Annotated in this window: 16 protein-coding genes; 7 read left to right on the top strand and 9 right to left on the bottom strand. The window is 60.8% G+C overall.

Going from position 1 to position 12,314, the window contains the following annotated elements; all coding sequences use genetic code 11:
• Positions 1-2: 2 nt before the first annotated feature.
• Positions 3-800 carry a xanthine dehydrogenase accessory protein XdhC gene (xdhC, locus tag QWE_RS08695; protein WP_006725739.1) on the top strand — a complete coding sequence of 266 codons (798 nt, stop codon included), beginning with the start codon at positions 3-5 and terminating at the stop codon, positions 798-800.
• 72 nt (positions 801-872) lie between these two features.
• Here the strand turns inward: xdhC and QWE_RS08700 are convergent, their stop codons facing one another.
• On the bottom strand, positions 873-1,142 hold the full coding sequence (locus QWE_RS08700; RefSeq protein WP_157790692.1) for a hypothetical protein: 270 nt from the start codon (positions 1,140-1,142) through the stop codon (positions 873-875).
• Positions 1,143-1,204: 62 nt separating this feature from the next.
• Between QWE_RS08700 and QWE_RS08705 the strand changes: the two genes are divergently transcribed.
• From QWE_RS08705 to QWE_RS08725, 5 genes are all read left to right on the top strand, one after another.
• A complete protein-coding gene (locus tag QWE_RS08705) occupies positions 1,205-2,104 on the top strand; it encodes a LysR substrate-binding domain-containing protein (RefSeq protein ID WP_006725741.1) in 900 nt (299 codons plus the stop codon).
• Positions 2,105-2,241: 137 nt separating this feature from the next.
• Complete coding sequence (gene puuD / locus QWE_RS08710) at positions 2,242-3,474, top strand: urate hydroxylase PuuD (protein WP_006725742.1); 1,233 nt, start codon at positions 2,242-2,244, stop codon at positions 3,472-3,474.
• Entirely contained in the window at positions 3,474-4,790 is a 1,317-nt protein-coding gene (gene guaD / locus QWE_RS08715; protein WP_006725743.1) for a guanine deaminase, read from the top strand. The genes puuD and guaD overlap by 1 nt, the downstream gene beginning before the upstream one ends.
• A 27-nt stretch (positions 4,791-4,817) precedes the next feature.
• On the top strand, positions 4,818-5,252 hold the full coding sequence (locus tag QWE_RS08720; protein ID WP_006725744.1) for a potassium channel family protein: 435 nt from the start codon (positions 4,818-4,820) through the stop codon (positions 5,250-5,252).
• A gap of 107 nt (positions 5,253-5,359) precedes the next feature.
• Positions 5,360-6,505: an alpha-hydroxy acid oxidase gene (locus tag QWE_RS08725; RefSeq protein ID WP_006725745.1), complete on the top strand. Its 1,146-nt coding sequence runs from the start codon at positions 5,360-5,362 to the stop codon at positions 6,503-6,505.
• 7 nt (positions 6,506-6,512) lie between these two features.
• Here QWE_RS08725 and QWE_RS08730 read toward each other — a convergent pair whose 3' ends face one another.
• From QWE_RS08730 to QWE_RS08755, 6 genes are all read right to left on the bottom strand, one after another.
• Positions 6,513-7,253 (bottom strand): metallophosphoesterase family protein, encoded by a 741-nt coding sequence (locus QWE_RS08730; RefSeq protein ID WP_006725746.1) that lies wholly within the window; start codon positions 7,251-7,253, stop codon positions 6,513-6,515.
• A gap of 2 nt (positions 7,254-7,255) precedes the next feature.
• Positions 7,256-7,612 (bottom strand): hydroxyisourate hydrolase, encoded by a 357-nt coding sequence (gene uraH, locus QWE_RS08735; protein WP_006725747.1) that lies wholly within the window; start codon positions 7,610-7,612, stop codon positions 7,256-7,258.
• Entirely contained in the window at positions 7,609-8,109 is a 501-nt protein-coding gene (locus QWE_RS08740; protein WP_006725748.1) for an ureidoglycolate lyase, read from the bottom strand. The genes uraH and QWE_RS08740 overlap by 4 nt, the downstream gene beginning before the upstream one ends.
• Before the next feature lie 5 nt (positions 8,110-8,114).
• A complete protein-coding gene (locus QWE_RS08745) occupies positions 8,115-8,480 on the bottom strand; it encodes a HepT-like ribonuclease domain-containing protein (RefSeq protein WP_006725749.1) in 366 nt (121 codons plus the stop codon).
• On the bottom strand, positions 8,477-8,767 hold the full coding sequence (locus tag QWE_RS08750) for a nucleotidyltransferase family protein (protein ID WP_006725750.1): 291 nt from the start codon (positions 8,765-8,767) through the stop codon (positions 8,477-8,479). Before QWE_RS08750 ends, QWE_RS08745 begins: the two co-directional genes overlap by 4 nt.
• Before the next feature lie 127 nt (positions 8,768-8,894).
• Positions 8,895-9,935, bottom strand: a complete 1,041-nt coding sequence (locus tag QWE_RS08755; protein ID WP_006725751.1) for a glutamine synthetase beta-grasp domain-containing protein — start codon at positions 9,933-9,935, stop codon at positions 8,895-8,897.
• Between the two features lie 396 nt (positions 9,936-10,331).
• On the opposite strand from QWE_RS08755, the gene QWE_RS08760 reads away from it, so the two are divergent.
• Positions 10,332-10,511 (top strand): DUF2735 domain-containing protein, encoded by a 180-nt coding sequence (locus tag QWE_RS08760; protein ID WP_006725752.1) that lies wholly within the window; start codon positions 10,332-10,334, stop codon positions 10,509-10,511.
• 94 nt (positions 10,512-10,605) lie between these two features.
• Here QWE_RS08760 and alc read toward each other — a convergent pair whose 3' ends face one another.
• Entirely contained in the window at positions 10,606-11,628 is a 1,023-nt protein-coding gene (gene alc / locus QWE_RS08765; RefSeq protein WP_006725753.1) for an allantoicase, read from the bottom strand.
• A gap of 1 nt (position 11,629) precedes the next feature.
• Positions 11,630-12,127: a 2-oxo-4-hydroxy-4-carboxy-5-ureidoimidazoline decarboxylase gene (gene uraD, locus QWE_RS08770; RefSeq protein ID WP_006725754.1), complete on the bottom strand. Its 498-nt coding sequence runs from the start codon at positions 12,125-12,127 to the stop codon at positions 11,630-11,632.
• Positions 12,128-12,314 lie beyond the last annotated feature (187 nt).

Raw genomic sequence — 12,314 nt, forward strand, 5'->3', positions numbered from 1 at the left:
TCATGAGCCTCACCACCCTCCGCGCATTCCTCGGCGCCCATCAAAACGCTGTCCTCGTCGAGGTCGCCGAGACCAAGGGATCGACGCCGCGCGACAACGGCACGATCATGCTGGTCGCGGAAACGGCCCTTTGGGGGACGATCGGCGGCGGGTATCTGGAATTCCTGGCGATCGGTCATGCGCGCAGGCTGCTCAGCGGCGAGACGCTTGCTGCAACCCTTGACGTGCCGCTCGGGCCGGAGATCGGTCAGTGCTGCGGCGGACGGACACTTCTGAAGTTCACCCGGCTCGACAAGGACGGCAGCCAGATCCTCTTGCAACGCCTCGCCGAGGAGCGGTCACATTTCCCTGAGGTCATGGTCTTCGGCGCCGGCCATGTCGGGCTGGCGCTCGCGCAGGCGCTCGCCCCGCTTCCGCTGAACGCCACGCTCATCGACTCGCGGCCCGAAATCGATGGCGAACCGCCCGAAGGCATCACCTTCCGCCGCGTCGCCATGCCCGAGGCGGAGATCGCGAAGTTGAAACCAGGCGGCGCTGCCGTCATCCTCACCCACGACCATGCATTGGATTTTCTGATCGGGAAGGAAGCGCTTGAGCGCACCGACCTCGCTTATGTCGGCATGATCGGTTCGAAGACCAAGCGCGCTACCTTCGCCTCCTTTCTCGAGCGCGAGGGCGTGGGGCGAGATTCCATCGAAGGCCTGACCCTACCGATCGGCGGCAGCGCGGTGAAGGACAAGCGCCCCGCGGTGATTGCGGCCATGGTCGCGGCCGAATTGCTGGGTGTGCTGCTCCCCTGAAGCGATATCCGAACAAGCGGAATCACATCGACAAAAACACCTCCCAACCTACTCTATTGATTGGTCTTCCCCTCACATCGATCCAAGCTGCATGCGGTCGAGCAACCGTCTCTGAGACGCCTCTATTCCCCGCTGAAAATCACTCTCTGCCTCCAGCCCCACGTCCCGTCTGAGGTCCTCGGGCAACTCGTCCACCGAGAACCGCCGGCGCCGTTTCTGCGGCGAGAAGACCTCTCGCAGCCAATGTTGGATGCCCTCTGATCCGGGCATGAACCGTCCGATCGCGGACATTATCTCTGCCTCCACGTGCATGAATTCGTTTCTGTCTGATGCGACGATCATGCAGCCGGTTGCCGGCCAGATCCAATTCAATTACGCTGACGATGCATAAAGAGGCCTTATCCATGAAGCTGTCGCGCCAATTCCCGTTGAATGCCCTCCGCGTCTTCGAGGCGGTGGCGCGACTGTCGAGTTTCACAAAGGCCGGCGAGGAACTGGGCATGACCCAGACGGCGGTCAGCTATCAGATCAAGCTGCTCGAGGAGCATGTGGGAGAAAGGCTTTTTCTGCGTCTGCCGCGCCGGATAGAAATGACCGATACCGCAGAACGCCTGCTGCCAAAGGTGTCCGACGCGTTCTCCCTGCTGCAGGAAGCGATGGCGGGTGCAGCGCGTGGCGACGACGAGATCCTGGAAATCCACTCCTCGCCCACATTTGCGTCGCAGTGGCTGGCGCGCACGCTTGGGGCCTTTCAGTTGCAGCATCCCAACATTGCGGTCCGCCTTCTGCGTGGATCGATCCTCACGGACTTCAACCGGCAGACGGCCGATGTCGCCATCAGGGTCGGCCAGGGTCCCTGGCCTGGCCTCACCTGTCGCGAATTGATCCGGCTTGACTACACGCCCATCCTCAGCCCCAAGCTTGCAGAGACCATAGGCGGGGTAAACGAGCCGGCAGATCTTCTGAAGCTGCCCTGGATCAGCCACGATGACCTTCGGTGGCGCTACTGGTTCCAGCTCGCGGGCCTAGAAGCGCCGGCAAAATCCGCGCGACGGCTCGATGCTCTCGGCGTCCTTGATCTCGAGGCAGGTGCCGCCCTTGCCGCCCATGGTGTGGCAATGCTCAGCCCCTTCTATGTTCAAGATGACCTGTTATCCGGCCGCCTGATTCGGCCTTTCGACATCAGCTGGACCGACGAAAACACCTACTGGCTCGTCTACCCGCAAACTCGCACCAACCAGCCCAAGATCAAGGCCTTCGAGACATGGCTCCTGGGCACGCTCGAAGCGGAAAAAGCCCACTGATTTCACCGGCTTCTCGGCAAGAAAAGAATCTCTGCATAAATCGCGCTTCAAAGCCCTCGGCGTGTTCACGAGGGCTTCCCTTGCAGCGCAATATTTTCCACACTGTCCGGCCGGGAGGATGACAAGGGGAACTCCGAATGTATGAATACGCAATCGCCTGGGAATGGCTGTCCTTCGCCGTCCGCTGGCTGCATGTGATCACCGCGATCGCCTGGATCGGCTCGTCCTTCTATTTCATCGCGCTCGATCTCGGCCTCGTGAAGCGTCCCGGCCTGCCCGTCGGCGCCTATGGCGAGGAGTGGCAGGTGCATGGCGGCGGCTTCTACCATATCCAGAAATATCTGGTTGCCCCCGCCTCGATGCCGGAGCACCTCACCTGGTTCAAATGGGAAAGCTACGCCACCTGGCTCTCGGGCTTTGCGCTTCTGGCTGTCGTCTATTACGGCGGCGCCGATCTCTTCCTGATCGATCGTACCGTCCTCGACATCGAGCCTTGGCAGGCGATCGGCCTGTCGGTTGGGTCGCTGGCCGTCGGCTGGATCCTCTATGATCTCCTCTGCAAGTCGCCGCTGGGCAAGAACACCTGGGGCCTGATGGTCTTCCTCTATCTCGTGCTGATCGCCATGGCCTGGGGCTATACGCAGATCTTCACCGGCCGCGCCGCTTTTCTGCACCTAGGCGCCTTCACTGCGACCATCATGTCGGCGAACGTCTTCTTCATCATCATCCCCAACCAGAAGATCGTCGTTGCCGACCTGATCGCCGGCCGCACACCCGACCCGAAATACGGCGTGATCGCCAAGCAGCGCTCGCTACACAACAACTACCTGACGCTCCCCGTCATCTTCTTCATGCTGTCGAACCACTATCCGCTGGCATTCGCCACGCAGTTCAACTGGATCATCGCAGCCCTCGTCTTCCTGATGGGCGTCACCATTCGCCATTGGTTCAACACGACGCATGCCCGCAAGGGCAAGCCGACCTGGACTTGGCTGGTCACGGTGCTCCTGTTCATCGTCATCATGTGGCTGTCTACCGTTCCGAAGGTGCTGACCGGCGAGGAGGAACAGGCGAGCCTTTCTGCCCGTGAACAGACCTTTGTCGCGAACGGCCATTTCGAAGCGGTGCGCGATGTCGTACAGGGACGCTGTTCGATGTGCCACGCCGCCGAACCTGTGTGGGAAGGCATTGCGCGGGCACCGAAAAACGTGAAGCTTGAAACGGACGGCGAGATCGCCGCCCATGCCCGTGAAATCTACCTCCAGGCCGGCCGCAGCCATGCCATGCCGCCCGGAAACATCACCGATCTCTCACCCGAGGAGCGCCAGTTGCTGGTCGCCTGGTACGAGACGACGGTTCAAGGCAAGTGATGACACCTGAGACACTGATCCGCGGACGCCTTTTGTCCTTCCGCCGCGCCCCCCAACATGCCGGCGACAGCGAAAGCTATCTCTACGAGGAAGACGGCGCACTGCTCGTCCGCAACGGCAAGATTGCAGCCGTCGGCGTCTATGCGGACGTCAAGGCGAAGGCCGGCGCGGAAGCGGAAGAAGTCGACCACCGGCCGCATCTGATCCTACCCGGCCTGATCGATTGTCACGTGCATTTCCCGCAGATGCAGGTGATCGCGTCTTATGCTGCCAATCTCTTGGAATGGCTTGATACCTACACCTTCCCCGAGGAATGCCGCTTCGTCGAAACGGCACATGCAGAACGCATCGCCACCCAGTTTTTCGACGAGTTTCTGCGTCAGGGCACCACGACCGCGGTTGCCTATTGCTCCGTACACAAGGCCTCTGCCGACGCCTTCTTTGCCGAGAGCCTACGTCGCGGCACGCTGATGATCGGCGGCAAGGTGATGATGGACCGCAACGCCCCTCAAGGCCTACTCGACACGCCGCAGCTCGGTTATGATGAGACCCGTGCTGTCATTGAGCAATGGCACGGCAAGGGCCGCAACCATGTCGCCATCACCCCGCGCTTCGCCATCACCTCGACGCCAGAGCAGATGGCGATGACGCAGAAACTGGCGGAAGAATTCCCCGACCTGCACATCCAGACGCATCTGTCCGAGAACCACGACGAGATCCGCTACACCTGCGAACTCTATCCGGACGCCACCGATTATACCGACATCTATGCCCGCTACGGCCTGCTCCGGAAAAAGGCGCTCTTTGGCCACGCCATCCACCTCTCGGAGCGCGAGGCGGATGCCATGGCCGAAAGCGGCGCGGTCGCGGTCCATTGCCCGACCTCCAACCTCTTCCTCGGCTCCGGCCTCTTCCCGCTGAAGGCTATCCAGCGCAGAGAGAAACCCGTGACGGTCGCGGTCGCCACCGATATCGGCGGCGGCTCGAGCTATTCCATGTTCAAGACCATGGACGAGGCCTACAAGATCCAGCAATTGCTCGGCGAGCGCTTGAACCCGCTCGAAAGCTTCTACCACATGACACTCGGCAATGCCGTGGCGCTCGATCTCGCTGATCGTATCGGAACGCTGGACGAAGGCTCGGATGCCGATATCGTCGTGATGAATGCCGCAGCGACGCCCGCCATGCGCCTCCGTATGGAGACGGTGACGTCGCTGTCCGAAGAACTCTTCCTGCTGCAGACGCTCGGTGACGACCGCTCGGTGGTCGAGACCTATGTGGCAGGTAAGGCGTCGAAGCCTCAGTTCGGCCTCTGAAGTAGCCCCGAGGGAGGATTGGAATCCATGCTGTTGACCAACCTCGCCCTCGGCACCCTGATGATTTCGCTGACGGTGGTCATTCACACCTTCGGACTGATGGCTGTCACCCATGTCATGGCCTGGGTCACGGATCGCATTCGCCTGCATGGCCACAGAAGTCACATGCTCGCCATGAACACGGTCGTCATCGGCGTCTTTGCGGTTCTGACATCCGAGGTCTGGCTCTGGGCCGCCGCATACAGCCTGATCGGGGTCGTCGACGATTTCGAGACCGCCCTCTATTTCTCCACCACGACCTTTTCCACCGTCGGCTTCGGAGACGTGGTGCCGCATCCGGAATGGCGCATGCTGGCCGCACTCGAAGGCATCAACGGCTTCCTCCTTATTGGTTGGTCGACCGCCTATCTGATCGCCGCCGGCATTCGCGTCGGACCGTTCCGCTCGGGCGAGCATTTCTGACCAACACAAGAGGTAAAATAGTTTTACCTGTTGGCCGTTATCGTAGTTCCCAGCCGCCTTTCGGTCATGATATGGCGGTTACCAGACATTTCCGGAGAACCTGTCGCATGGCCCCGATCCTCGAAATCGCAGATCTGAAAACCCTTGCGCGCAAACGCGTGCCGAAACTCTTCTTCGACTATGCCGATAGCGGCTCCTACACCGAGGGCACCTACCGCGCGAACGAAAGCGATTTTGCCAGAATCAAGCTGCGCCAGCGCGTGCTGGTCGACATGAGCGGCCGCACACTCGAAACGACCATGGTCGGCGAGAAGGTGAAGATGCCGGTGGCGCTTGCCCCAACCGGGCTCACCGGCATGCAGCATGCCGATGGCGAGATGCTTGCAGCGAAGGCGGCGGAAGAATTCGGCGTGCCCTTCACGCTGTCCACCATGAGCATCTGCTCGATCGAGGACGTCGCCTCCGTCACCACCCGCCCCTTCTGGTTCCAGCTCTATGTCATGCGCGACCGGGACTTCGTGATGAACCTGATCGAGCGGGCCAAGGCCGCCAAATGCTCGGCTCTGGTTCTGACCGCCGACCTGCAACTGCTCGGCCAGCGTCACAAGGATATCAGGAACAGCCTGTCCGCCCCGCCGCGGTTGACGCCGAAACACCTTTTTCAGATGGCCATGCGCCCGCGCTGGTGCTGGAACATGCTGCAGACACAGCGCCGCACCTTCCGCAATATCCAGGGCCATGCCAAGAATGTCTCCGATCTTGCCTCGCTCGGCGCCTGGACCAATGAGCAGTTCGATCCCAAGCTGTCCTGGAAGGATGTCGAATGGATCAAGAAGCAGTGGGGCGGCAAGCTGATCATCAAGGGAATTCTTGATGTCGAGGACGCCAAGATGGCGTCAAAGACCGGCGCTGACGCGATTGTCGTTTCCAACCATGGCGGTCGCCAGCTCGACGGCGCGCATTCTTCCATCGCCATGCTGCCGAAGATCGTCGACGCCGTCGGCCACAAGATCGAAGTGCATATGGATGGCGGCATCCGCTCCGGCCAGGACGTGCTGAAGGCCGTGGCGCTCGGCGCCCGGGGCACCTATATCGGCCGACCCTTCCTCTATGGCCTCGGCGCGATGGGCAAGGATGGGGTGAGCAAGGCGCTGGAGATCATCGCCAAGGAAATGGATGTCACCATGGCGTTGTGCGGCAAGCGACAGCTTGCCGATGTCGACAGGTCGATCATCGCGGAAAGCCCGTTCTGAGCTTGCCTCAGGCGATCCAGCCGCTGGAGAGCGCGCTGACCCAATCCATCATGCCGTGGCGGCGCGCAAGCTCTGCCATGGCGAGGTTGTCATAGCGGACCAGACGAAAGCTCGGCTGCCAGCCACGATCCGTCTTTTCGAGGATCGCATAGCTGGCAAAGGGCGTTCCCGCCTGGGCCTTGTGATAGACGGGCACGTCGTAATCGAAGCCGGGGCAGCCGATGCTGCCGGGATTGACGATCAGCCTGCCATCGCTGAGTTGCACGGCGCGCGGAATGTGGCTGTGTCCGCAGAGCAGAAGCGTTGCATCGACACCGTTCGCCAGGGTTTCGATTTCGTCGAGCGGCTTCAAATGGAAGATGCCGTCGGCCGACAATGTCTCGGTCCAATAGGTATTATCGTCGCGTGGCGTCGCGTGACAGAGGAAGACCTCGTCACCGAGGCGAGCCGTTTCCGGCAGGTTGCGGATCCAGTCGAGATGAGCGGGCGACAATTGCGGATAGCTCGGCTTTTCCCAGTCCCCCATCGCCTCGAAGGGCCGGTCGATGAGCGCCCGATCATGATTGCCGCGAACTGTCAGTGCATTGAGCGGCGTCAGCAAGTCAGCGGTCAAACCAGCCTCGAGTGGCCCGGAAAAACTGTCACCGAGATTGACGATCGTCTCAATGCCCTGCGCCCGGATATCCGCGAGCACGGCTTCGAGCGCCAGATGATTGCCATGAATATCGGCGATCGCCGCAAATCGCATGCTCAGCTTCCCCGATAGGTGGAATAGCCATAGGGCGAGAGCAGCAAAGGCACGTGGTAATGCGCCGTGGTGTCGGAAATGCCGAAGCGGATCGGGACGACGTCAAGGAAGGGCGGATCGGTCAGCGCAAAACCTTTGGCCTTAAGATAGTCGCCAGCATGGAATAGCAATTCGTATTGCCCGACCTGGAACTCGTCTCCGATCAGCATCGGCCCGCCGTCGACGCGGCCATCGTCATTGGTGAAGACGGTCTTGATCAGCTCCGCCTCCTCCCCGCTCATCCGCATCAGCTGGATGCGAAGCCCCTGGGCGGGCTTGCCGAGAGCGGTGTCAAGCACATGGGTGGTGAGGCCGGTCATATCTCAGGCTCCCGAATCATGAAGGGGGTTTCGAAGAAATACTCTTCGAGATTGTTGCCGGGTCCGTCGCGATCGACAACCAGGAAATCGCTGACCTCGCCGATCGCCATCAAGGGATGGTGCCAAGTGTTGCGCCGGTAGTTCACGCCCTGATGCGGGCTGGCCAGAAACACCTGCGGCTGACCCGGCTTGCCATCTTCATCCGGGGAGACGGCCACGAGAAACGGCCGGCCCGACAGCGGCGAAAAACTCTGGCTGCCGAACGGATGGCGCTCCATCATGCCGATCTCATAGGGAAAGACGCGTGGCTGTCCGCGGAAGATATTGACGATCACTCGCGCCCCCTCGCCCGCAACCTCCGGAGCGAAAAGCGCATGAAAGCGCTCGGTCGTGCCGCCATTGATCAATCGCATGGTCGAAGGATTGGCCTCGATCACCTCACCGAAGGGCGCGAAGTCGGATGCCGTCAGGAGACGGATGGGGAGGTCGATGGGCAAAGGGGTTATTCTCCCTGGATATGCGGATGGCGGAGTTGGTCGATCTGGCGGACCAGTTTCGGAAGATCAGATTGCACCGTATCCCAGACCTGACGCCAATCCAGCCGATCATATTGATGGACCACAAGATTACGCAGCCCCCGCATTTGCGCCCAGTCGATCTCGGGTTGCTCAGTGGCAATATCGGGAAACCGCGCCTGGATACGGGCGGCGGCGGCAGCAATCAGAACAAAGGTCATGGCCACCGCGCGCTGGCGCAGCAGATCATTCTCGAACGCCTCGAAACTCACCCCATCGAGGAACCCTATGGCTTCCGCCGCAGCCTCCTCCATGTCTACGAGATCATCGAGCAGCCGCTCTTCGGGCGTCATATGGCGCGAGCCTCAGCGAGGATCCGCGCTCGCATCCGCTCTTTCAAGCCGCCCGAGGAGACGATGTCGACCCGACAGGGCAGCAGGTCCTCCATCTCCGCCTGTAGCCCGCCGAGATCGAATAGCGTCATGCCGGGGAGGCCATCCACCAAGATATCGAGATCGCTGTCCGGCCCGTCTTCGCCGCGCGCGACAGAGCCGAAGACACGCGGATTCGTCGCCTTGTGACGTGCCGTCACATCGCGGATGGCTTGCCTGTTCTTCTCCAGCACTTCGGACGGTCGCATGGCCCATCTCCTTAGGATCAAGTGTAATCCAAAGCCGGAAGCCGCGGAAGCCTCGACCGTTTGCCCCCCGAACGAAAACAGCGCCGAGGTCACCCCCGGCGCTGCAATCTAATCGCTCAACCTGAAATCAGGCAGCGTTCTTGGCGTAATCGGCCGTCGGCACTTCGGCGATCGTCTTCAGGACGACGGAAGCGATCTGGTAGGGGCAGCCCTGGGAGTTCGGGCGGCGATCTTCGAGATAGCCCTTGTAGCCGTTGTTGACGAAGGAGTGCGGAACGCGGATCGAGGCGCCACGGTCGGCAACGCCGTAAGAGAACTTGTTCCACGGAGCCGTTTCGTGCTTGCCGGTCAGGCGCAGATGGTTGTCCGGACCGTAGACGTCGATGTGGTCCTGCCAGTTCTTGGCAAAGGCTGCCATGAGGGCTTCGAAATATTCCTTGCCGCCCACCTCGCGCATGAAGGTGGTCGAGAAGTTGCAGTGCATGCCCGAACCGTTCCAGTCGGTATCGCCGAGCGGCTTGCAGTGGAATTCGACGTCGATGCCGTACTTTTCGCACAGACGCAGCAGCAGGTAGCGAGCGATCCAGATCTGGTCGGCGGCCTTCTTAGAGCCCTTGCCGAAGACCTGGAATTCCCACTGGCCCTTGGCCACTTCGGCATTGATGCCTTCGTGGTTGATGCCGGCTTCGAGGCAAAGGTCGAGATGCTCTTCAACGATTTCGCGGGCGATCGAGCCGACGTTCTTGTAGCCGACGCCGGTGTAGTACGGGCCCTGCGGAGCCGGGTAGCCCTGCTCCGGGAAGCCAAGCGGGCGGCCGTTTTCGTAGAAGAAGTATTCCTGTTCGAAGCCGAACCAGGCGCCTTCGTCGTCGAGGATCGTGGCGCGGCTGTTTGACGGATGCGGGGTGACGCCATCGGGCATCATGACTTCGCACATGACGAGAGCGCCGTTCGTGCGAGCCGGGTCGGGGTAGATGGCGACCGGCTTCAGCACGCAGTCCGACGAGTGGCCTTCGGCCTGCATCGTCGAGGAGCCATCGAAGCCCCAGAGCGGCAGCTGTTCCAGGGTCGGGAAGCTGTCGAATTCCTTGATCTGCGTCTTGCCACGCAGGTTAGCTACCGGCTTGTAGCCATCGAGCCAGATATACTCGAGCTTAAACTTGGTCATGGTGCTCTCTCTTCAGTCTCGCGCCACTCATCGGCGCAACAGAGGGGTGATTCTCCGGCGTGCCCGGGAGTCGGGAACTAAAAAGCAGGAAGCGTGCCAGTTTGGCGGTGGCGGCCGAGCGCAAGCCATTTTGTCGCAGGCGAGACCCGAAAACCCTGCAACAGAAGGCGTTTCTTTAACAGATTCCGCTGATACTCAGGAACCGGAGCGCCGTGTCGGGTGTTTTTCAAGCACAAACGACCACGAAAACGGTGTGATGATTTTAAATTCATCACTTTTTCTTCGCGAATACTGCCCACTAAATAAGCATTTTGCACTTTTCATGTGCATTGCGGTTTGGGACGTGGTAGATAGGGATCATCGAGAAGACACTCGGTGGAAACGAGAGGTAGTAGCATGACAACGAACATGGTTCGGGAATCGGCGAAGATCTACGAATTCCCGGTGCGTGACCTGGCTCGGCTCAATGCCATGCGTGAGCGCCAGGCTCCGAAGCCCGTCATCTATGAGAGCGGGTCGGCGAGCTGGTATCACGAGGAAGCGATCCGCGAAGCCGAACGGGCGCCGAAGCAGTAGTCGCCATCCAGGCGATCAAAAAGCCGCCCGCATTGCGGACGGCTTCAAGCATGCGACGAGCGGGCCTTTGCCCGCTCTTTTCGTTTGTATCAACTTATGCCTTCGTGCCGAACAGACGCAGGCGCATGACGCCTCCATCCGGATGAACGCCGATCCGCACATGCGTGACCGGTCCAACCTTCTGGATCTGGTCGCCCTCGTAAAAGTGCTCCGCATCCATCTGCATCTTCTGGCGCGTCAGGATCGGCTGCCACTGTTCGGATGCGGCAATCTCCGCTTCGGAGAAGGTGTCGCCGGCGTCCGGCAGATAGGCACCCAGCAGCTCGCAGGTGTCGGGATAGTTGCCCTTGTAGAAATGCGTATCGATCAGCACCCGGTTGATCACGCCTGGATGGCCAAGGCGGATGATCGCCCAGTCATGACCGGGGCCACGGCGGCGCTTGGTTTCCCAGCCATCACCCATGTTTGTGCCGCGGCCGGGCGACAGGATCTTGTCGGGATGGCCGTAATGGGCGTCCGACCAGGCGAGCGACTTGGCGCCATGAAAGATATAGGCGAGATCGATTTCTTCGGTTGCACCGACCTTCAACCAGTCGAAATGGGCCGCCCCATAGACGCGCAAACGCGCAACGCCGCCATCGGGATAGATGTGCAGGCGCAGATGCGTCCAGACCTTCGAGGTGTCCGCATTGGCAAAGAAGTGCTGGGCAGACGCGCCGAGTGGCGACTTGGCCACCAGTTCGGTCCAGACGGTAGCATCGGTCGGATCGCCGCTTTCGACGAACGCCGCCTCGATCGAGCCATGCGGCGGATAATTGCCCGTAAAGAAGCGCGTATCGACATCAAAGCCGAAGATGCGGCCTGGCATTGCGAGCCGGATAACGGCGTAGTCATGGCCCGGCACGCGCTTGCGACGGCTTTCCCAGCCATCCATGTATTTGCCGTTGTCGTCGTAAAGGTCCGGATCGAAACTCGCGGGCTCATCGTTCAGCATGCGCGACACCGGCGCAAAGAACTCGTCGGTCGAGAAAACACCAACGGCACCGAGGCGGGCCGAGGCGAGATTGACGGCACCGGCAGCAAAATCCGGCAGGACGACGGTCGAGGTCTCAAGCATATCAGTGTGTCTCCGGAAGCAGGCTTTCGAGGCGAAGCCTGGCGATTTTTTCCACCTGCTGGCAGGCGGTGTCGAATTCCTGGTCTCGTGTGTTGGCGATGCGCGTCTCGAAGGCCGCGAGAATGTCGTCCTTCGTCAGCCCTTTGACCGCGATGATGAAGGGAAAGCCGAATTTCTTGACATAGGCCGTATTTAGTTCGGTGAAGCGCGCATGCTCATCGGCCGTCAGGCGGTCGAGCCCAGCACCGGCCTGTTCGCGTTTGCTGTCTTCCGTCAGTTCGCCTGATATGGCGAGCTTGCCGGCAAGATCGGGATGGGCGCGAAGCACGCCGAGCCGCTCCTCGGCGCTCGAGGTGCGAAAGATCATCGCCATCGCATCATGCACGTCGAGCGCCGTCAGTGGCTCCTCGATCATACCGGCATCGAAGGCACGCTCCGCTATGAAGGGCGAATGTTCGAACACTCCGCCGAAACGCTGAACGAAGTCCGCTCTGTCCATGCCGTCAATCCAGTATCATGTGAGGCCGCAGCTGAGACAGCTGCGGCAGGGAGGGTCCGCTTGCGCATCCCGCGAAGCAGTTGACGACAAGGATTAGCCGAGCCCCCTGTCCTTGTCGAGTTTCCGAAGGCGACAGGCACTTTCAACGCAATCGCCAGGGTCCTTCGCTTGCAGCAGACCCGGATCG

The organism is Agrobacterium albertimagni AOL15 (assembly GCF_000300855.1).
Taxonomy (GTDB): domain Bacteria; phylum Pseudomonadota; class Alphaproteobacteria; order Rhizobiales; family Rhizobiaceae; genus Allorhizobium; species Allorhizobium albertimagni.